Source organism: Microlunatus antarcticus (genome assembly GCF_014193425.1).
GTDB classification, from domain to species: Bacteria; Actinomycetota; Actinomycetes; order Propionibacteriales; family Propionibacteriaceae; genus Microlunatus; species Microlunatus antarcticus.
Map to the genome: position 1 here is coordinate 728,145 of NZ_JACHZG010000001.1, position 21,337 is coordinate 749,481.

Consider the following 21,337-nt stretch of genomic DNA (forward strand, 5'->3'; position numbering starts at 1 on the left):
CCACCTAGATCGGAAAGTTATTCAGGCGCAGAGCCTCCCACCAAGCCGACTGACTAGAACTGGCCCAGCCGGAATCCACTCCTTTAGCGAATGCCAAACACCCGTCAACGTGGTTGATAAAAGAAAGTAAAGATCGGAAACCCCGATGTTCCGAATGGCGCACTAGACCGAACTTTCGCACTCCGCGGATATGCACCTCGACGCGACGGCGAAACTCCGGTAGCAGGCGCACGCTATCTTCGCCGTCTACTAACAACCCGAGCACAACATGCCGAGCACCGGGTGGAACTATACGCGTTTTCCGCTCGTGTAGACGGAACCGATGGGCTGCCACAACCCGGCCCACCTCATGGACGACGTGGACAAGTTGCGCTCGGTCTAGATCACTACGAATCGAAGACAGCACCATGTCGTCGGAGTATCGCGTGTAGGTAAATCCTTCATTCGTCGCGAGCGTCGACAAGGCGTCGTCGATCGGTGTGGCGACCGCGTTCGACAATGCACCACTGGTGGGCGCGCCCTGCGGTAGATGCCCTATGACATCCACGTCATAGGTTGGGATACTGCCACGAGTGGAGGCCCAAGACGAAGATACGCCCGCTCGTGTACAGATGCGGGCCAACTCTAGTGAGACGAGCGCTGAGTACCCTCTCGCCTCGAAGACGCGGAAGACATCACGTTCTTCAACACTGTCGAAGAAATCATGTATATCAAATTTGAGCAACCATCGGGCGCCAAGGTGTTGCTTGGCGCAATCAACAATGCTGCGCTCTTTCTGATATGCATAGTTCGACGGATGCAAGCTCAAGTTCTCGAGAGCTGCATTAAGAATGTAGCGCTGTACGTCCATCAGCACGGGTTCAGGAGCCGACAGAGATCGGGTGCCTCCCGAGCGTTTTACGCGCGTAATCGTCGTGTAGGGGTCCCGACGCCGTTGAACAATCTCTCGAAGGTAGAGGTATGGAGCCCCACTGGAGTGAGCCAGGTGACCAAGACTCAAGATTGGTTTCGCTTGACGCGCCCTACTGAGGGCCATCTGGCGGGAGCTTGCAGTGAGAACACTCTCAGGTACGCCTGCTTTTCGACCTTCAGTTGTGTATTGGTGAGGAGTCGACGGGTTCATCTACTTTTGGTGTTATCCCGACAGGCCAAGCGAACGGAAGCCGCAGCCAGCGTCGCCGAGCGATGTTCGCTTGACCACGCGTAGCGTGAGCTTGTCCGCCGGTACACGGTCAGCCGTGACCTCGAGCCAGTTGGCTCGACGTGCCAGTGCAACGCACCGACTTCTCTAGGTTCGCCACGCGACTCCTCACCTCAGTACGAGAGGATAGTACGCCTCCGTCTGTCCGCGAAGTCGAGCCGTCGCGACGCGGTCGAGCCGACGGGCGTGGCGCAACTCGACTCTGCCACGCGCCGTGATCGAGAGCCCCGCATCCACGAAGTCTGCGTCTTGGAGGAATTGTATGATCGCCGCGACTTGTGCGTCAGGCAGGGCTAATTGATGGGCAAGGGCCGCGCGAGTGTGGCGACTATAAGCAATGAGTGCAAGAGTTATGACGATGGCGTCTGCGGACGTTGTTAGGCGACCGGAGTCTATTGCACGGGCAAGTCTGGCCTGATTCGCCGAACGAGCTGCGGAAGCGAGATCTCTGGGAGGTCTCGCATAGTAACTTAATTCTTTCGCCAGATCTGCTGGAACTTTGCGACCTGGGAGTAAGGCATGCCAGCCCTTGGTGCTGCGTCGGAGAATAAAAGGTAGGTTGTTGGGGACGGCGGTATGGGTGAAGAACAGTCCGGCGCTGGCACCGTAACCCAACGCTTCCTTCTGTTGCTTCCTGGGGGTGTACGAAAGGCACAGCGCTTCAATCGCTTCACGCTCCTCCTGGGTCCAGGCCGCATCGGAGAATGAGGAAGCGGGTAGGTTGACGAACAAGGCATCGACGTGTTTGCACGCTTGGACTGCCTTTCGCCCGGCGCTCGAGGCAGCATATGCGACGACGATAATCTCGAGGCGCGCAAAGGACCGCCAGCTGCGGATCCGGGCGTTTCGTGTGAAGGTGGCCGCGAACTCAATCACCTGTTGACCCGACCCGATGTAGTCGGTGATTAGGACCAATACTTCGCAGCGCCGCGTGGCCAGGGTTTCGAGTTGGTTCCCAGGGTGTAACCACTGCCCGCGTTCGCGCCCAGGCTGGCTGCCCGTAAAGTCTCGAACTAGGGTGCCGACTGCCGCTTCACTACCCGGTGTCGCCAGCAAGGGGGCACCCGGGTTAAAAGTGACGTAGGCCACGTGGCTGACTGGTTCGCGGGAGCTCGTGCGAGCACCCAAGTCTTTTATAGCGACTGTCGAATCGATATCATCGAGAGATAGAACTGGTATCAGCGCGCACGCACTGCCCCCGAAGGTGGGCGTAATTGCTTCTATGCTCTCCTTCAGTCCGTGAAACACCTCGGACGGGCTCTTGACTTGTAGCGTGTCGAGCAGGAGCTGTGCATGATATCGATCGGTAGTCGCAAAGTTCTTCAGCCACGCTCGGCCCCGCTCCGTATCGCTTGGTCTCACCGATTGCACAGATGTCATGATGCCACCGCATCCCGGAACGAGCCGGAGGAGAACCGCTCAGCTGACGGTGTGCGCCTGAGGAAAGCCACTCACCCGACGATGCGGCGGACAAGCGGGGTCGGCAAGGCATGGGTGACGGTTCTGTGCGGCACCCCCCCCCCCCCCCCCCCCCCCCGAGTGCTGCATGCGGCGGGCTCATCGGACGAGGGTTCGAGCGATAGTCATCGTCAGACCCGTGCTCGGCCTTTCGCGGTGGGCCTGAAGGACGAACAACAGCACTGAGGCCCCCCACTTGGCGGAAACATCGACCGTGGACCCGTTGGTCCGCGGAGAGGATGTTCTGCATGTCGAGGAAGCGGAAGACCTACACCTCGGCTTATCGGCATGAGGCGGCCGGTTGGTGATCGACACCGGGCGCCCGATCCTGCAGGTGGCCCGTGAAACCGGGTTGGCGCGCCGCTGCGGGGACGCTGGGTGGCCGTGGAGCGGGCTCAGACTGATCATCCGTCGGGGGTCCGGTCGACGCTGACGAGCGGGCCGAGCTGGAACGGCTTCGGACCGAGAATGCCGCGAGGCGGATGGACCAGGAGTTCTGGAAAGCAGCGGCCTTCTTCGCCACCGAGAATCAGAACCGGTAGAGGCCTACCGGCCCGAGGCGATCGCTGCGGGATCCGAGACGGTCTGCGAGTACCTCGTGTCCTGGCTACGGCGCATCTGAGGTCACTTAGATGAGCGTGCCGGTGAGCCTAGGCACGGCTACCACGGTATCGGCGCAGGCATCGAGCATCGACGGGTTGCGTGGATGCGCGGACAGGTTCCCGCGTGGGGTTGCCTGCGCAAGGAGTACTTCGCCGGTCTCGTCGAGAACGGCGTGGACCTTCTGTTCCAGGTACTTGATGTCGTCGCTGCTGAAGGGCTGTGCCGCACTTCGGACCAGCAGTGCGCGCCGCCATTCGGGTTTGGACTGCCGGTGACTCCCGATGCGGCTGAGGAAGTCTTCACTCAGCCCAACGTAGGCCCAGGGCCTCACGATGAGAGTTGTGGTGAGTGTTCGCTCATTGCCGGTGCGTGATGATGACTGCTGCAGGTCTGTACCGGTGAGGACGTAGATGCCGGGCACGCCTGCCCAGTCCTGGCGCGGGTCTACGTGGCGTGGCGTCTGCTCCCTAACGAGCGCTGGGTGGGCGCCTGTGATGCGCGCCCGTCCCTGCGCATCAAAGTCGATGTCTAGTTGTGCTTGCGAGAGCGGTCGAGATGAGGGAGTCACTGTGACTGGAAGCACTCCTCCCCTCGACTGCTGTTGTGCCGGCTGCGTCTGGGCCGGAGTGCTAGGCGAGCGAACGGTTACAGGGGCTTCGAGGGGCGAGAGAGCAGTGAGCAATCCCCGCAGTTCGGCCTCTACCGCAGTCGGTCTGAACACCGTTGAGATTGCGCCCATCGTATTGGTGGCCGCCTGGGTCAGAGCCTCTCTCGGGAACGAACCCAACCAGTCCACGGCGCGGTGGTGCGGACCGGAAGCGCCGGCTGTGCTCGCGTGCTCGTAGGCGCCCGTGATGCGGGCGACCAGGTAGTCACGGTTGCGGGACGTGAGTCGAGGCACGATCACGAGGTCGCCGACCTGCATCCGGTAGGCGAAGGCCACCAGCTGGTTGGCGTAGCTACGGTCCGTTGGGCCCGTGATCTTGCTCTTGAGGATGGTCTCGTCCGAGCTGCTTAGGTCGTCAGCGGCGAACTCTACAAAGCTGATGGCCACATAGGAGCCGGCGACGAACTCGTCGACGTACCTGGCCTTCTCTCCGGCTCGTACGACCCACAGCTCGTCGCTCACTGCTCGAACTCCGATACTCCACCCGCAGTCTCAAGTTCCAAAGCAGCAGCGACAGCTTCGAACTCGGCCAGCGCGGCAGTGAGGTCCTCGACGATCTCCCGAGCGATGATTTCCGGCGCGGGCAGCTTGTCGAAGTCCTCCAGTGACTCATCGCGTAGCCATGTCAGGTCCAGGTTGGCCTTGTCTCGGGCCATGAGCTCGTCGTAGGTGAAGGCCTTGAACCGCTCGGACTCCGAACGCTCTGACCTCGGCGCTCCCGGTTGATAGGAGTCGACGAAGTCGTCCAGGTGGTGGCGGCGCAGGGGGTTTTGCTTGAGCGTGAAGTGCTGGTTGGTGCGCAGGTCGTACACCCACAGGCGTTCCGTCCACGGCTGTTCTGAGGCGGGCCGCTTGTCGAAGAAGAGGACGTTGGCCTTCACGCCCTGGGCATAGAAGATTCCGGTCGGCAGCCGCAGCATCGTGTGCAGGTCGAAGTCCTTAAGCAGCCGCCGGCGCAGCGTCTCTCCTGCCCCCCCTTCGAACAGGACGTTGTCCGGCAAGACGACGGCTGCGCGGCCGTTGATGGTCAGGATCGTGCGAATGTGCTGCAGGAAGTTGAGCTGTTTGTTGGCAGTCGTGACAACGAAGTCCTGGCGCTCGATCTCTCGGTCCTCGCGGACCTCGCGCCCGTCGGCGCCGACCATCGTCAGGGACGACTTGCGGCCGAAGGGCGGATTGGACAGGACCACCGACCAGCGCTTGGCCGGCGGCGCGATCAGGGAGTCGCGCACCTCGATAAGGCTCTCCCCAGTGGGCTTGCCGATGCCGTGCAAGATGAGATTCATCGCTGCAAGGCGTGCGGTGCCGTCGACAAGCTCCACGCCGTGGACAAAGTCATCGCGTAGGTGGTCGCGCTGGTTCGGGGTCATGGTTTCGGCGTTGCGTGCGGCGTACTCGTGGGCTGCTAGGAGGAACCCCCCAGTGCCGGCTGCGGGGTCGGTGACGGTGTCAGCAACCGTCGGCTGCACGCAGTCGACCATTGCTTGGATCAGTGGTCGTGGCGTGAAGTATTGGCCAGCACCGGACTTGATGTCCTCTGCGCCCTTGGAAAGCAACTCCTCGTACGCGTCCCCCTTGATGTCGGTGCCGGTGGCCGACCAGTTCTCCTTGTCGATCAAATCGACGATCAGGCGCTTGAGTTTTGCCGGGTCCTGGATGCGGTTTTGTGCCTTGCGGAACACAGTGCCGAGCACACCGGGACGGCGGCTGAGGTCCTCGAGGATGTGCCGATAGGTGACTTCAAGGTCGTCGCCGTCCGCATCGAGCAGGCGCTGCCAGGAGCAGTGTGCAGGCACGATGTGCTCCGGCTTGAGCGGTCGGGTCTCCCGCTCATGCGCCATCTTGAGAAAAAGTAGATACGTCAACTGCTCGGTGTACTCGATCGTGCCCACGCCATCGTCGCGAAGGACGTTGCAATAGGACCATAGTTTGTCGACTAAGCGACGCGCGTCAGACATCAGCAATCTCCTCCGCTATTTGCAAGTCAGCAGCATGCCCGGTCAAGCGGCCAGCGAAAGCGGCTTGGAGCACGGCTTGCCGCAGACTTCGACACTTATTGCCAACCGCATTGGCTTCGCCGACCATGCGTTCCCGTGCGACCGATAGCTGCTGCAGGTGCGAGGCTGCTGATCTTTGTTGCTCAATGTTCGGTTGTGGAATCTCGATCAGCCGCAGTTTCTCCTGCGGCAGGTGCTTGATGGTCGTGCCAGTCAGGAGTCGGTCGGCGCGGCCTGACTTGATGGTCTCCTCTATCATCCAGGCGACGTAGCTCGGCACCATGGCGCTCGCGTCGTTAACGCGGACTCGATGAATTGCCTTCTAAAATGCTATCTGCTTAGAACCGCCATCCCAAACTGCGCATCGACCCGGCTCGCCCCCTTCGCACACCAAGATGTCCCCGTCAACAATTCGCAGGCGGTCCGTCTCTGCAGGCGTGAGTTGTACCGACTTGACGTCACTTAGGTCGAAGCTCCGCCACCGAACATTGATGTTTCGGAGATAAGGGGTAGCGATACCGTTAGCCCGTTTAGCATCTAGCATCTTTCCGAGGGTCGTTTGGCACACATCCCCGAGGCGGACTTCCGGGACGGCTGTCTCCAGGAAAGCTCGCCTGACGCGGCGCATTGCGCTGAGGTCCAAGTTTCGCGCTTTTGCCGCGGCGGTGGCGATTTCTTGCATCGCGCCGTCAAGGCGGGAGAGGTGGTTTCCGAGGATATCGACGATTCGCCGCTGCTCATCAAGTGCAGGAACAGGCACCATCAGGCTGCCAACCCGCCTCTTGGATATCTGGGGAAGAATCGAGCCGTCGGCCAGAGATGACAACTCGATAGACTCGAACCAGAGTCGGAGGTACTCCGGCTCTACCTCCGACGACGCAACCACGCCCATGCAGTTGAGGTCGATGACCCCATCCACTGCGAGTGTCCTCTTCTTGTTCGTTGCGATCGCTCCGCCTGCCTTGGGGAATATAAGAGTTCCCGCCGGCAGGGGCGTGGCACCTAGAAGGCTTAGCTCATCTGGTGCCAGATGAGTCCTCGCCCGTGTGATTCGAACAGTGGCGCCGTTCATGTCGCCGACCTTGAAGAACGGAATCGTTCGATCGTGACGTGGGTGTTCCTTGAGGTGATGATCCAAGTGACGGGGGGTTCGTCCTGGTACCACTCTGGCTATCTCGCCGAGCGGGCGAAGGTTGGCATCGTGGGTCACGCAGTAAGATCCCGATTCAGTTCATTGATCAACGACACGGCTTGTTGGCCGAGGTCGCGAAGCGCCCCGTCTACGCCGCCGCGTTCGCTAAAGGGTGCTCCATCGAGGTCGTCAGTCGTTATGCCTGCTGAAGCGGCAACCACCTCGACCATACGGTCAAGCCACCACCGCTGCTGATGATCGAAGGTCGTGCCGGCCTGCTTCTGTTGTGCCAACCACGAGGCGTAGCGCTGCCGGATCCGGTCGGCGTAGGGCACTAGCTCGCCGTCAGTGCCGAGCGTGAAGCGAAGCAGCGACACTAGATCAGTGAGGGTGTGTCGGTCGCTGTGTCGTACGCGTCCGACCTCGACTGCGGCGTAAGCAGCCCAGATGAGGTCGGGAGTCCAGCTCCGCGGTGGCCGACTGATGCGGTCGGCGAGCTCTTGGATGTCAGCGAAGGAGATGCGTCGTTCATTGGCCTCGCCGAGGAGCTGAATGGCCGTGATCTCGTCGCGGTGTTCAAGCAAGTACTGCGTCCAGGACTCCACGATCGACCTGGCGCGCTGGGTATCGACGACACCGTGGGCATCGAGAAGCACGTCAACGCTTACTTCATCGATGACCTTGTCGTGCGCGGTGCGCAGTTCAAGGATGCGCAGACGCAGGTCGGGGTTGGCGGCCAGCGGCTCGATTGCGCGATCAAGCAAGTTCTGAACAGCGGCTTGGGGGTCGGCCGCGCCTTCGGCGGCCTTGGCCTGGGTGTCAGGGTCGACGGCGTCAACCAAGCCGCGGACTACGTCGCGCACCGGCTGACCGGCCACGACGTCGAGCTCGGCCCGCTCGGCCGGCGTGAGTTGCAGCTCCAGCGCCGCTAGACGGGACGCGAGGGTGGCGGTCTCGGCTTCGGTGATCGTTAGTGCTGCGGCTCTGGTGAGCAGCTGCTTGAGGGAAGCGCCCTTGTCTCGGTTAAGGGGTGGGTCGACAAAGTCGTGATCGGTGACCCCTACGGCGTCGACGATGACGAAGCGGGTCTTCGCGGTGGCGTCGGGGGTGACGGCCTGGAAGTCGGAAGGGTCGATGGTGCGGGCACCGCGGCCTTTCATCTGCTCGAAGTACTGCGCTGAGCGCACGTCGCGCATAAAAAACACGCACTCCAGCGGCTTGACGTCGGTGCCGGTGGCGATCATGTCCACTGTGACGGCAACGCGCAGGGAGGCGGAGGTGCGGAAGCGTTGCAGGTGGCCCTTGGGATCCTTGGCGACGTAAGTGATCTTCGCTGCGAAGTCGTTGCCCTTGCCGAAGACCTCTCTGATGGTGGTGACGACCTCCTCGGCGTGGGCGTCGTCCTTGCAGAAGATCAGTGTCTTGGGCACGGTTGAGCGGCCCGGGAAGATCTCGGTGTAGAGCCGGTCGCGGAAGGTCTCTAGCACCAAGCGGATCTGGGATGTAGAGGTCACGGCCCGGTCCAGCTGCTTGCTCGTGTACTCCAGGTCCTCGTCGAGTTCGACGAGCTTCTGCACTCGGGTGCGCCTGTCCACGGTGGGCACCACGGTCCCAGCTTCGATGCGGGAGCCGCCTTGGCTGATCTCAGTGGCGATCTTGTACAGGTCGAAGTCGACGTTGACCCCGTCCGCCACGGACTGGGGGTAGGTGTACTCGCTGACGAGGTTTTGGCGGAAGAAGCCGAACGTCTGCTTGCCTGGCGTGGCGGTGAGGCCGGCCACGTGGGCGTCGAAGTACTCCAGCACCGAGCGCCACACCCCGTAGATGGAGCGGTGGGCTTCGTCCACAATGACAAGGTCGAAAGCCTCCGGCGGTAGAGAGGCGCTGTATGCGACGGTGACCGGGGCTTTGGGAACGTAGGAGTCCAGATCTGGATCGTCGGAGTCACTGACGCCCTCACCGCGCAGGGCCATGAAGACCCGCTGGATGGTGGAGATGACAACGTGAGTGCTGCCGAGGGCGCCAGCGCTGGTCAACTTGTCGACGTTATAGATCTCGGTAAAGCGCCGGCCGTCATCCGAGGTGCGGTAGTTCTGGAACTCCGCCAAAGTTTGGTCAGCGAGGTTGTTGCGGTCGACCAGGAACAGGACGCGGTGGAATCCGCCGTGCTTGAGCAGGCGGTAGGCCGCCGTGACTGCAGTGAAGGTTTTGCCGGCGCCGGTCGCCATCTGCACGAGTGACCGGTCGAAGCGTTGCTCAGCAAGCGAGTTCTCAATCCCGTTGATGGCGGTGATCTGCGCCGGACGCAGTGGGGCGACGTCGAGCTCCGGCATGTGCTGCACCTTGGCCCGCCACGTGGGGCGCTCCAGGTCGGCTTCAGCCTCACGTAGCGCTCGCGCCAGGGTGGCAGGCGCGGGGAAGGCGAAGATGCGGCGCGCTCTTGGCGTCGGGTCGTACCCGTTCGTGAAGTGTGTCTCCGAGCCGCTGGCCTCAAACACGAAGGGCAGTCGTCCCTCGACGGTGAGGGACTTGAGGCGTACCTCGGCAGGCAGGCCCTGGGCGTACATGGCCGACTGCCACTCGACGCCTGACAGCGTCGTGCCCTCGGGCTTCGCCTCGATCACACCCACAGCTCGCTTATCGACGTAGAGCAGGTAGTCGGCTCGGCCGTGACCCTTCGTCATGATCGTCTCGCGAACCGCGACCCCAGGTCCGGCGAAGAGGTTCATTGCCGCTCGGTCCTGCACAGACCATCCTGCCGCCGAGAGCTGGCCGTCGATCAGAACGCGGGCACGCTGTTCGGCGGCGAGTGGCAAGGATGTCTCAGGCATGGCCAGCCACACGCTACTTGAGGTGTCACTCGCCCACTTGGAAGTCCTTGACCTGGTGTGTGCACGGGGCGCGCCAGGGCAGCGTGCACCTCCGGCGGCCCAGTTCGACGGGCGAGTCTCGCGTCGCTGAGGATTCGCCAAGGGGCGTGCGTAAACGCGCCGCAAGCGGCTTGCGCCGGCAGCCGTGACCACTTGGACCGCCAGCGATGAACAGCCGCTTGTTGTCGCCCTGGACAGTAGGACCACGCCGCGTCCGCGCGTATCCCCTACCACCGTGTGGCGGGTTGATTGATGATGACTTTGTGCGTGATCGGCTCGGGGCCGAGCCAGGAGCGGGTGTGCGGGTAACAAGTGTGCCTACAGCGCGGAGGCGCTCGGCGTCCTTCGGCAACTCGCGCCGAGGCGAAGGCGACCGACCCGATGCGCCGGATCACCATTCTGGTGCCGTCGAACCTGGCCGGTGTCGTGGCCAGGAGATCGCTCGCCAAGGGTCGTGAGGCTGGACGCTCGGGCGTCGCAGCGCTCGAGATCAGCACCCTCGACCGGCTTGCCGAACGCTGGGCCGCTCCTCGGATGGACCAACGGCGCCCCCTTGCCCCGTCCCTGCTGGCAGGCGCCTGGCGTACCGCGCTGCGTGACGAACCGGGTCTGTTCGTCGACGTTGCCGACCACCCCGCCACGGTCCAGGCGCTGGTTCAGGCTTACCGCTCGTGCGGCACCTCCCGACAGCCACGCTCGGGGAACTGGCGTCCACGGGTGGGCTGACCCAAGAGGTCGTCCGCCCGCAGACGGTGGTTGCAGGCCGCTTAGATGGCGCCTGGTACGACGAGGTCGACCTGCTCACGGGCGCCACCGGTATCGTCCCGAGCCTGGATCGTGGCGCCGTGGTGCTCTATCTCCCGCAAGACCTCACCCCGGCGCGGCGGGCATTCGTCGATGCTCTCGCTGCCCACCTGGTTGGTCGACCGCGAGGCCTGAGCGGCGGCTCTACTCAGCCACCCCGAAGGAGACAGCAGGAGAGGGTGCGTGATGACGTCGACGGCAGAGAATTATCTTCACGGTGGCCCCCTCGCACCTGCCCACCGAGGATCTCGCCGAGCAGGTCGCCCGTCGTGTCAGGCAGAAGCTACCCGATCCCGTGGAGTGGGTGAACCCGACCGGCTACCAACAGTACTAGCGCTGTGCGTCATCGACTCGATCCAGTCTCTCGGCACTACGGATCCGTCGAGGCAGTGGTGGGACGGTACCGCGCCGCGCGACCGACGCAGGCTGACACGGACGGTGCGCCCGAACTACTCAGAACCTTCGACGCTCGAGGCGACACTTCCGCATGGGTGCGCGGCATCGGCAACCGGAACCGGACGTCCAGCCAGTCTGGCGCGCCGTTGAAGGCGGCCGCCATTCGTCCGGCCGCAGAGCTGCTGGTGGAGCAGGGCGCGCCGACGACCCTCACGCTTCGCGCGTTCGGCACCGAGCAGCTCGCCTCGTTGAAGGCAGGGTGGCGAGCACTTCCCGGTCAGCGGTCAGGCATCTCCTGGCGTTACTTCCTGATGCTTGCCGGGGTGCCAGGGGTGAAGGCTGATCGCATGATCTGCCGCCTCGTCCAAGAGGCTAGTGGACGACCCAAGCCCGTGCTGACGCCTTCCTCAGCCGGCCAGGCGGTCAAGGTGGCTGCCTGTCGCATGAGCGTCCCGGTGATTACGCTCGACCACGCGATCTGGCGCTGGCAGTCCGGGCGAAGTCGGTAGCTTCCAGATCGCTCGGTCCTGCGTGGCCTGAGCTCCCTGAGTTGCCGCAGAGGCCCGGGCTTACCTGCGCTGGCGTGAAAGCCGAAGCCTGTGCGCCCACGTGGTGCTGTGGGTGGCGGCCCGACGGCATTCAGTTCGTCTCGAGCGCCTCAAGGCTCGCGCGGTTCAGGTGCGCCCCGCGCAGCACCCGCTGAATGTTCGCCGGGGACTCCTCGGCGGGGAGGCCGGTACGCGGGCGCCGTACAGGGCTGCGACGGTCGGCGCACGGCGTTGGGCCTGGACGCAGTGAAGGAGACCGTGCGGCTATTGGCGCGGAGGCCGGCGACCGCGTCGACGGAGGACGAGGTCAAGGTTCGAGTTCTCGGCCGGGTCGCGGCGGTCGATCAGCCAGACCTCGACGTGGTTCTTGGGCGCGACGCTAACGGGGGGACCTAGGACGCGCCGAGGCGGCAGAGGGAGACGGCCACGTCGATCTCGGGCAGGAGGTCGTCGAGGGCGCTACCGCCGGTGAGCCACACGTCGTCATCCCGGCCTTGCCAGAGGCCGGTCCCAAGGGGTCATAGCGCCCGAGGCGAGCACTTCTGCGGCGTGCGCGGCCACACCTCCGCGTGACGGGCAATGGAGGCGGCGGGCGCGGGTCGCTATCCGCGTCCGCTCGGCTCTGGCGCGAAAGGGGCGAGGGCTTCGAGGAACCCGTTCAGGTATTCGACGTCCCCCTGGTCGAGGGTGTCGGCGGGGATCTCGAAGAGGGGCGCCACGTCGGCCTTCGTCATGAAAGGCGGCAAGAACAAGTTGCTTATGGCGTTCAGCTGCGCTTCTCGGACACGCCCAGGCTCCTCCGCGGTCGCCACAACTGACAGCAGTCGGATAACGACGCGCTTCTGGAAGTCTGTCATCGACGTCTCCCAGTCGACTGCTGTCTCCGCTGCCTCTTCGCGGATCTCCGGTGAGTCCGCGACGGCCTGCGCGAGCAACTGGCCCAGGCTCTCACCACTTAAAGACATCAGAGTCCCGGATATTGCGACGGCCACGGGATGTGCGTGGCGTTTGCGGCGGACGGGTCGTAGTAAGGGCTGTTCGGATTGTGCGACTGGGCATGGTGAAGGTTGCCTGCCTCATCTTGATATTGCTTGCCGATCTGGACCCTGTAGGTCTCACCCGACGCGGAGTTTGACCCTGGAGGAGCGGTTCCATCGGGGCCATGAATTCTCATGCGCGCGGTGACGCCAGACTCGTGCTGCCACTTGAATTCCAGCCCGTACTGTGATCCTGCCCCTGGATGTGGCGTCAGCTCACGAACCTCGGCGTGACCGGGGACGACGCTCATCGGGTCAACTCCTCGAAGATCGTATCCTCGAGGGCAGACGTTGTGAACACGGATCCAGGCTTCGTTCGATTGCACATGATAGACGTGCAGCTCGTCGACGTGGAAGTTGTAGACCGTCGCCCCTTCGCCCGTTGGGCTGACGGCAACCACTGACACCTCGCTGCCCTTGGCGTCGACGAGCGCGTCGCCAGGCATGAGCTCGCGGACCGGCACCCAACCTTTGCCCTGCACGAAGAACGGGTGCTCTGAAGTCGACACCACGGCCCCGTCGGTGGTCTCGACCCGCCAGGTCGGGATGTCCTCGTGCACGAAGGTCTCGACGACCTCGCGAGCGTGGGTCTCGCCTGTAGAGGGATCGGCCGCCACGACCTCGTCACCCTTGCGCACGTCCTCGATGGCCTTCGAGGAGCCGTCCCCCATCAGGACCTGCGTTCCGGCCACGAAGCAGCCGGTGACGGCCTCCTCGGTCCGGTTCAACATGCGGGTCGCACCCGACTCGAGGTCGCCGACTGCCGCGCCACCACGAACCGGACCGACGCTGGTCACCGCGCCGATCGTGCTGCTCTTCAGCAGGCCAGCGGGCGTGTGCGGACCGGGACCCACCATGTAACCGGCACCGTTGCTGACCACGCCTTCGGCGACGTTCGCCACCACCTCCTTGGCCCCGGTGCTCAGCGCTGTCTTCGCCAGCAGCCCACCGGCGCCGAAGCCGATCGCCCCGGAGGCTCCGGAAACTGCGACCTGACCCCAGTTGACTTCGCCGGTGGTGGCCTTCTGAATGATCGTGTCGGCCCCCGCCGAGACCAGCATCATGCCCGCAGGGCCCCCGACCCCGGTTGCTATGAGCACTCCGCCGGCGACGACCATCGCGCCGCCGGCCACGTACTCCCAGTTGTTCTTGAACCACTGCCCGGTCGCGCTTGCCGCTGACTTGAGCATGCCGCCGACACCGTTGCTGTCCCGGTACGTCTGGAGCTCTGCATCGGTGACCGGACGCAGTCCGGTGGGATCGACACTGTGCAAGGGGTCGTTGCCCGCGAAGGCGTACGGGTTTCCCGTCGTGCCGGACGCCGCGACCGACTCCAACGGATCGACGGACAGGAAGCCACGAGCGGCCGGGTCGTAGACCCGCGCGCCCATCCACTCCAACCCATCGATCGATACACCGCCAGACGAGCTGATGGCGGCTGCGCCGAGACCACCCAGCTGCACGCCCGCCGAGCCGCTGGCCCATGGATCGGACCCGACAGAACGAGCAGTACGCCATCCCGGCGCCGTCCAGCCAGCGCCGATCCCGGTCACTGGCCCCGCGCTCAGGATGGGGGTGTCACCAGCCAGGACTGGAGCTCCGGCGTAGGCCGCGCTGTCCCAGAAGAATTCTGTCCCGTCCACGCTTGCCAGCTCGCCGAGCGCGTCGGCGTGGATCGTGATCCTGCGGACCCTGTCGCCGTCGTGTCGAACGATGCCGGCTAGATAACCCGTCGGGTTCCACAGGAAGTCCCGTGCTAACCCGTTGTTCGACTCCGCCCGGACCCGTCGGCCGGCGCCGTCGTAGCTGTAATGGGTACGCGTCCCCTGAGCGTCGAGCGTCGTCAGCAGCTGACCGGCAGCGTCGTACACGTGCCGAGTCACCTCGGGACCTGCGCCCCGGCCATTGCGTGTTGCGCCGACCTCGTCTTCGATCGTCTCGGTCAGCAGCCGTCCCGCCGCGTCGTAGGCCCACCGGCCGCTCACCGACCCGATGCCCGCCCGAGTCCGTGACTCCACGGGCTGGCCGGCTCCGTCGTAGGCATACTCCGTCACCGAGCGGTTGACGCCGTCACCCTTGGAGACGCGGGAGATGCGGCCATCGCCGTCGCGGTCGATGGTCGTGCGGGTCGAGCCTTCGCCGTCGGTGATGGTGTGGCCGACGACGAAGCCGTCGCGGTGCTCCCAGGACTGGATTAGCCCACCGGCCAGCGCGGAGATGAGGCGCCCGGCGGCGTCGCGGTCGAAGGCAGCTCTCCCGAGGGCGCTCGAGTCGATCGAGGTGAGGTTGCCGGCGACGTCGTACGCGTAGGCGGTCGTGGTCCCGTCGGGCGTGACCATCGAGGTGCGGCGGCCGTCGGCGTCGTACGCCCATTCGACCGATCGGCCGTCGCGGGTGCGGCGGACGAGCTGCCCGCGACGGTTCCACTCGAGCGCGTGCTCGACGACGGTGCCGTCCTCGCGGGTGGTGTCGACCGTGCGGACGGTCCGGCGGCGCAGGTCGCGGGTGAGGGCGCTGACGGTGCGGCCGTCGACAGCCATGGTCGCGGGGCGGCCGGAGGCGTCGTACGTCCAGGTCGTGCGGCGACCGTCTGGTGACTCCTGCCAGACCTGGCGGCCGCTGGCGTCGTAGCCGGCGCGGGTGGTGCGACCGATGGGGTCGGTCTCGGCGATGCACCGGTTCATGGCGTCGAACTCGCGCAGCGTCACGCCGCCGAGCGGGTTGACGATCTTGGTCGTGCGGCCGTTGGCGTCGTAGACGTAGGTCGTCTCGCCGCCGTTGCCGTCGATCGCGGCGACGAGCTGCCCGGCCGCGTCGTAGCGGAACCGGCGGGTGCCGCTCTGGGCATCGCGCCACTCGACGACCTGACCGGCGAGGTCGTAGGTCCAGCGCGCGGTGCCGACGCCGGGCGCGACGTGCTCGACGATGCGGCCGCAGACGTCGTACGTGGAGCGGGCGACCTCGCCGGTGGGCAGGGTCTGGGTGACTGGGCGGCTGTCGACGTCGTAGCCGATGGTGGTGACCGCGCCGAGCGGGTCGGTCACGGTGACGAGCCGGCCGCAGACGTCGTAGGCGTAGCGGGTCGTCGCGCCCAAGGGGGAGACGACCTCGACCGGACGCCCGGCGGGGTCGCGCCGGATGATCGTGAGCCCACCGTCGGCGTCGAGCGCCTCGACGGGCCGCCCGCAGCGGTCGTAGGTGTAGATCGCGGCGGAGCCGTCGGCCTGGCCGACCTTCGTCAGCCGGCCGAGCGGATCGAAGCCGGTGCGCGTCGAGGCCTCGCCGTCGCCGACCTCGACCTCGTTGGACCCGGCGTCGAGGTTGACGCCGACGCGGACGCCGGTGGCGTCGATCGAGGCGACCGGGTTGCCCGCGCGGTCGTACTCCTGGCGCCAGGTGCCGCCGGTCGGGTCGGTCGTCGCGGTCAGCCGGGAGAGCGCGTCGTGCGCGAACTCCCAACGCGAGCCGTCGGGCAGCTCGACCGAGGCGAGGTTGCCCAGGTCGTCGAGCTGGCGGGTGACGGCTCGGCCGAGGGGGTCGATCGTCGCGGCCTCTTCGCCGTGCGGGCCGTACTCGACGCTGGTGCGCGAGCCGAGCGGGTCGGTCGTCGCGGCGAGGCGGCCGCCGGCGGTGTACTCGTAGCGCCAGACGCCGCCATCGGGGTTGCGACGTTCGGCGAGCAGGCCCGAGGCGGGGTCGTAGGTGTAGGTCGTCGTGTGCCCCGACGGCGTGATCGCCGCCGTGACGCGACCGAGGTCATCGCGCTCGAGGTGGGCGGTGCTGCCGAGGGCGTTGGTGGTGCCGACGAGGTCGCCGTGCGCGTCGTAGGAGAAGCGGACGACGACGTCGGTCGGGTCGACGATCTCGGTGAGCAGACCGTCGGCCCAGGAGAGGCGGGACAGGCCACCCTCGGGGTCGAGGATCGTCGACGGGTTCCGCTCGTCGCCGACGTAGGTGTACTCGGTGACGGCCCCCTGCTCGGTCACCACGGTGGTGACACGGTCGAGGTCGTCGTAGCCGTAGGTGACGTCGGCGCCCGAGGGCGTGACGGAGCGGGTCCGGCGGCCGCGGGCGTCGTACTCGTGGACGGTCGTCTGGCCGTCGCGCTCGGTGAGCAGGACGCGGTTGCCCCAGCGGTCGTACGAGGTGGACTGACGCTGCTCGTCCGCGTCGACGACGCCGACGAGGCGGCCCTTGTCGTCGTGCAGCCAGGTGTTCGACCGGGTGCCGTCCTCGTCGGAGACGACGGTGGTGCGACCGGGGAGGTAGACGTAGCGCGTGGTGCGCCCGAAGGGGGAGCGCTGGCTGGTGACGCGGCCGTCGGCGTCGTAGACGTTGTCGACCTCAATGACACCGTCCGCGTCGACGACGGCGGCGATGAGGCCATTCTCGTTCCAGCGGTAGGTGCGGGCGCCGGTGGGCCCGGCGGCCGAGAGGAGGTGGCCGTCCGCGTCGTACGCGTAGCTGACGGTCCGGCCGTCGGCGGTGTGGGCCGCAGCAATGCGGGCGTCGGTCCAGTCGAGGCTGATCCACTGACCGCGAGCGTGCTCGAGCCGGTTGACGCGTCCGGTCTCGTCGCCACGCAGCGTGATGAAGGCGCGGGACGACTCGGGCCCGGTGCCGTACGAGAGCAGCGTTCCGCCGCTGGTGAGGCGCCACCACGAGCCGTCGTTGCCGGTCACAAGCAGGTCGCCCGACTCGTCGCGGTCGAGCCACAGGCTCTCGCCAACGGCGCGGTCCCAGCCCTCGCCGAGGCGCGGGAAGTGGATCTGCCGACCGTCGGGCAGCGTGAAGCGAGCGAGCCCGCTGGTCTCGTCGAAGGTCAGGCCGGCGTCGCAGATCGACGACCAGCCGGGTCCGAAGGCGTGCTCGGCGCGGTCGAACGAGTTGTAGGTGCGCCCCAACGTCAGGGCGCTGGCCGCGCCGGGGAAGGTGACGTCGGCCTCGACCTCGAGGAAGTTACCCGTGGCCGTGTTGACCGGGTCGTCGGCGTAGCCGCTGGTCGGGGGAGCGCCGTAGGCCTGCGCCGGCTGGATGGTGAGGTCGTTGCGCGTGATGTTGACGTGGTGGGCCTGGAGCGCGGAGGCGACCGCGCTGTTGGACAGGGTGGACACGGCGCCGTTGCTCCCGGCGGCCTTGAAGGCGTTGGCGACGACCGTCGCCCACTGCACGTCCTGCGCATTGGCCGTGAGCCACTGGCGGAACCCGTTGATCGGGCCGTTGGCGTCGAGGCTGCCCCAGTGGCACGTCATGCAGAAGGTGTTGTAGGCGTCGCTGAGGCGGCCGGGCACCGCCTGCAGCTGGCCGTTGAGGTCGGCCGACCCGGAGGCGAAGGCGTGCAGGTTCTTGGGGATCGCCGATGACGTCGAGCCACCGCCACCCCGCTGCCCCGAGCCGCCGGCCGGTGCCATGGGCTCGCGCGGCCGGCTGGGCGGCGCAGCGACCGCCACCGGCCCCGGCTCAGAGGGCTGGCCGAAGGGCGGGTCGTCGCCGCCAGTGACCGCGTCGATGATGCGGGTGCCGACGCTCCGGTTGTCGTGCTCCTCCTGCCACGCCTTGGCCTTGTCGCGGCGCTGCTGCTCTTCCCTGGCCTGGTCGGCCAGCTTCTGCGCGGCGTCGGCCATCTGGCGCAGGGACGACGAGAGCTCGCCCGCGTCGCCTGCTGCCGTCAGGGCGTTCTGGGCGAAGAGCTGGGAGAAGAGGCCCTTGAACTCCGTCGAGCCGGTGCTGACCAGCGACCACCGCTGCCCGGCCTGCCCGTCGACCGACGACGCCGCCGTGCGGCAGGCCTCGACGAGCGCGTCGGCGGCCCCGAAGTCGAACGGAACGGGTTCGGCGTTGGCACCCAGGCCCATGAGGTCCTCCACAGCAGCAGGTGGCGGCGTGCTGAAGTGCACGCGGCCATCGATCAAGCAAGACGGGGTCGGGTCTCCGGCGGCGCCGGACCCGGTGAGGGCCGGACCTCAGTGGTCCGGCCCCGCGGGGATCAGCAGCTGGTCAGCTGCCGCCGCCGGCGGTCATGATGTTGCTGCTGATCTGCTGCAGCTGCCCGCGGAGCTCCTCGAGCTCGACCTTGGCCTTGTCGAGCGCGGACTTCGTCTCCGGCCAGGTGGAGCTGCGGAAGCGCTCGGCGAGGGGGCCGTCCCAGTTGTTCGGGTCGGACAGGGCGGTGCCCTGGGTGTTGAGGTTGTTGATCTCGTTGGTCAGGCCGCCGTTGATGATCGACTGCATCTGCGTGATGGCCGACTTGGCCTGCTCGCTGGAAAGTACGCGTCCGGACATGAGCCACTCGCTTCCTGGTCGGCGTTGGCCGACCCCAAAATCGTCGGGGAGACGGGCGCGCTGACCGGGGACGTTCCAACCCCATAGCCCGTCGAAGTCCGATCTTGGCACGAGTGGGGGGTCACTCCGCCACCCTCAGCGGAACCACGACAACACTTCAGGAGGGGCGGACAACACCGTGTCCCCCGGGGAGACGACGGGGCCGATTTCGGTCGTTCAGCGCTCGAATTCGGGTGACGTGAGCCGACCTCTTCGAGGCCCTTCGACAAGCTCAGGGGGCGTTCGACAAGCTCAGGGCGCGTTCGGCAGCCCTTCGACAAGCTCAGGGGGCGTTTCCGCGCACGTGGGTCAGAAGCCGGCCTCGGGGTCGATGACGCCGAGGAGGGGCTCGCCGTTGACGAAGCGGCGGACGTTGTCCGTCACGCGCTGGGCGAGGGCGGCGTCGTGCGCGTCCTTGGGGTTGGCGACGTGCGGGGTGATGAGGGCGTTCGGCTCGGTCCAGAGCGGGTGCCCGTCGGGGAGGGGCTCGGGGTCGGTCACGTCGAGCGCGGCGCCGCCGATGCGGCCGCCCCGGAGTGCGTCCACGAGGGCGTCGGTGTCGATCAGACCGCCGCGGCCGACGTTGATCAGCCAGGCGTCGTCGCGCATGAGGTCGAGCTCGGCGGCACCGATCATGCCCTGCGTCTGCGGGGTGAGGGCGGCGAGCAGGACGACGTAGTCGGCCTCGGGCAGGACGTCGCGGTAGTCCGAGCGCGAGACCGTCCGCTCGACCCCATCAACCGGGCCGGAGTCGGTGACCGCCAGCACGCGGCAGTGGAACGGCTCCAGCATCGGCAGCAGGCACCGGCCGATGCCCCCGTAGCCGACGAGGGCGACGGTGCTGCCCATGAACATCCGCCCCGGCTGCCGGTCCCAGGTCTGCGCCCGCGCGGCGGCCTGGAGGCGGCGCGCGCCGGCCAGCATCAGCGCGAACGCGTGCTCCGCGACCTGGGGCCCGTACGCGCCCGCGGCGCTGGTCCAGACCGGGTCGGTCGTGATGAGGCCGTTCGAGGTCCAGCGCTCGACGCCGGCGTGCGGGAGCTGCACCCAGCGCGTCCGGTCGGTGACGAGCCCGACGCTCTCGGCGGGGTCGTCGGCCGCGCTGTGGAACACGACCCCCACGGCCTCGTCCGGTCCGACGACCTGCCCGCCGCCCTCGCGTACGGCCGCCTCGAGGCGGTCGTCGGGGTCGGGGCCGACGTAGATGCCGGGGGCGTGGTCGTTCGTCGTGGGGGTCACCCATCCAACCTAGGGGAGCGGTGCCATGGCACCGAGGGCGCGTTCAGCGGGCTGCTCGAGGAGCACCTGCAGTGCGTGGATCGACGGCGCACAATTCAGCGGGCTGAACGACTGGTTCCGCTCGACGGCGAGAGGTGGTCTGGTGTCTGGCGACGAGGAGGTCGACGTGGGAGCAGCACCTCGGACCGAGCAGGCCGGGCAGGCCGAGCTCGAGCCGACGGGGGACCGGGACAGCCGTCGGGGAGGTGCCGCCGAGGGAGACCCGGGGGTCACGGCACCCTCCCCGGCGGCGTACCGCGCTGGACTGCTCCTCGAGCTCCTCGCCCGGCGCAGCGAGCCGCTCCTCCTGACCGCCCTGGCGGCCGAGCTCGGGCTGGCCAAGTCCTCGGTGCTCAACCTCCTCGTCAGCCTCGAGGCGTCCGGGATGGTGCGGCGCACCCCCGGCGGCTGGGTGCTGGGCTACAAGGTGCTCGAGCTGAGCCGGGCGGCACTGACGTCGACGGAGGTGGTGGGCGAGTTCCACCGGGCGACGACGGCGTCGCGCGAGCTGGTCGGCGAGACCGTCGTCCTGGCCGTCCTCGACGGGGCCGACGTGGTCTACGTGGCCCGCCACGACGGCCAGCAGCCGGCGCGCTACGTCAACGAGATCGGCACCCGCAACCCGGCCGTCGTCACCGCGCTCGGCCGCGCGATGCTCGCGGGCCTGTCCGACGACGAGCTGGAACGTCGCCTCGGCGACACCGAGCAGCTGCCGGTCCGGACGTCACGGTCGCTGCGGACCGTCGAGCAGCTGCGGTCGGACCTCGACGCCGTGCGGGAGCGCGGCTACAGCATCGACGACGAGCAGGGCGTGCCCGGGATCCGCTGCTTCGGCGTGCCGGTCGGATCACCGGGCTCGCCCACGGCGGTGAGCGTGAGCTTCGTCGCCGACCGGCTGACGCCCGAGCTGGAGACGTCGATCGTCGCCGGCCTCACCCGACTCGCCGCCCGGCTCCGCCGCGCCGAGCCGTCCTGACCCACCCGTACCGCCCCCACCGGCACGACCGACTTCGCGCGAGCTCCAG

General features: G+C 66.6%; 14 protein-coding genes. 3 read left to right on the forward strand and 11 right to left on the reverse strand.

Annotated features, from left to right (window positions below):
- Positions 1–4: 4 nt before the first annotated feature.
- From FHX39_RS03365 to FHX39_RS03395, 7 genes are all read right to left on the reverse strand, one after another.
- Positions 5–1,123: a reverse transcriptase family protein gene (locus tag FHX39_RS03365; RefSeq protein ID WP_183336789.1), complete on the reverse strand. Its 1,119-nt coding sequence runs from the start codon at positions 1,121–1,123 to the stop codon at positions 5–7.
- Between the two features lie 186 nt (positions 1,124–1,309).
- On the reverse strand, positions 1,310–2,581 hold the full coding sequence (locus tag FHX39_RS03370; RefSeq protein ID WP_456299344.1) for a phosphoribosyltransferase-like protein: 1,272 nt from the start codon (positions 2,579–2,581) through the stop codon (positions 1,310–1,312).
- 706 nt (positions 2,582–3,287) lie between these two features.
- On the reverse strand, positions 3,288–4,391 hold the full coding sequence (locus tag FHX39_RS03375; protein ID WP_183336791.1) for a restriction endonuclease: 1,104 nt from the start codon (positions 4,389–4,391) through the stop codon (positions 3,288–3,290).
- Complete coding sequence (locus FHX39_RS03380) at positions 4,388–5,887, reverse strand: class I SAM-dependent DNA methyltransferase (RefSeq protein ID WP_183336792.1); 1,500 nt, start codon at positions 5,885–5,887, stop codon at positions 4,388–4,390. The genes FHX39_RS03375 and FHX39_RS03380 overlap by 4 nt, the downstream gene beginning before the upstream one ends.
- The gene (locus FHX39_RS03385; protein WP_183336793.1) at positions 5,880–6,209 is read right to left on the reverse strand and encodes a restriction endonuclease subunit S; all 330 of its coding nucleotides are present in this window, start codon (positions 6,207–6,209) and stop codon (positions 5,880–5,882) included. The genes FHX39_RS03380 and FHX39_RS03385 overlap by 8 nt, the downstream gene beginning before the upstream one ends.
- Before the next feature lie 39 nt (positions 6,210–6,248).
- Positions 6,249–7,136: a restriction endonuclease subunit S gene (locus tag FHX39_RS03390; RefSeq protein WP_183336794.1), complete on the reverse strand. Its 888-nt coding sequence runs from the start codon at positions 7,134–7,136 to the stop codon at positions 6,249–6,251.
- Entirely contained in the window at positions 7,133–9,889 is a 2,757-nt protein-coding gene (locus FHX39_RS03395; protein ID WP_183336795.1) for a type I restriction endonuclease subunit R, read from the reverse strand. Before FHX39_RS03395 ends, FHX39_RS03390 begins: the two co-directional genes overlap by 4 nt.
- A gap of 420 nt (positions 9,890–10,309) precedes the next feature.
- Between FHX39_RS03395 and FHX39_RS03400 the strand changes: the two genes are divergently transcribed.
- Both FHX39_RS03400 and FHX39_RS03405 read left to right on the forward strand, forming a co-directional pair.
- Positions 10,310–10,654 (forward strand): hypothetical protein, encoded by a 345-nt coding sequence (locus FHX39_RS03400; protein ID WP_183336796.1) that lies wholly within the window; start codon positions 10,310–10,312, stop codon positions 10,652–10,654.
- 569 nt (positions 10,655–11,223) lie between these two features.
- Positions 11,224–11,637, forward strand: coding sequence for a hypothetical protein (locus FHX39_RS03405; protein WP_183336797.1), 414 nt, complete (start codon positions 11,224–11,226; stop codon positions 11,635–11,637).
- 641 nt (positions 11,638–12,278) lie between these two features.
- Here the strand turns inward: FHX39_RS03405 and FHX39_RS03410 are convergent.
- The 4 genes from FHX39_RS03410 to FHX39_RS03425 form a co-directional block, all read right to left on the reverse strand.
- Entirely contained in the window at positions 12,279–12,611 is a 333-nt protein-coding gene (locus FHX39_RS03410) for a hypothetical protein (RefSeq protein WP_183336798.1), read from the reverse strand.
- A gap of 29 nt (positions 12,612–12,640) precedes the next feature.
- On the reverse strand, positions 12,641–18,568 hold the full coding sequence (locus FHX39_RS03415) for a polymorphic toxin type 30 domain-containing protein (protein ID WP_183336799.1): 5,928 nt from the start codon (positions 18,566–18,568) through the stop codon (positions 12,641–12,643).
- A 142-nt stretch (positions 18,569–18,710) separates the two neighbouring features.
- Complete coding sequence (locus tag FHX39_RS03420; RefSeq protein ID WP_183336800.1) at positions 18,711–18,995, reverse strand: pyrophosphorylase; 285 nt, start codon at positions 18,993–18,995, stop codon at positions 18,711–18,713.
- Between the two features lie 348 nt (positions 18,996–19,343).
- Positions 19,344–20,273 (reverse strand): D-isomer specific 2-hydroxyacid dehydrogenase family protein, encoded by a 930-nt coding sequence (locus tag FHX39_RS03425; protein ID WP_183336801.1) that lies wholly within the window; start codon positions 20,271–20,273, stop codon positions 19,344–19,346.
- A 166-nt stretch (positions 20,274–20,439) separates the two neighbouring features.
- Here FHX39_RS03425 and FHX39_RS03430 point away from each other — a divergent pair, with 166 nt between their 5' ends.
- Entirely contained in the window at positions 20,440–21,288 is an 849-nt protein-coding gene (locus FHX39_RS03430) for an IclR family transcriptional regulator (protein ID WP_183336802.1), read from the forward strand.
- Positions 21,289–21,337: the final 49 nt, after the last annotated feature.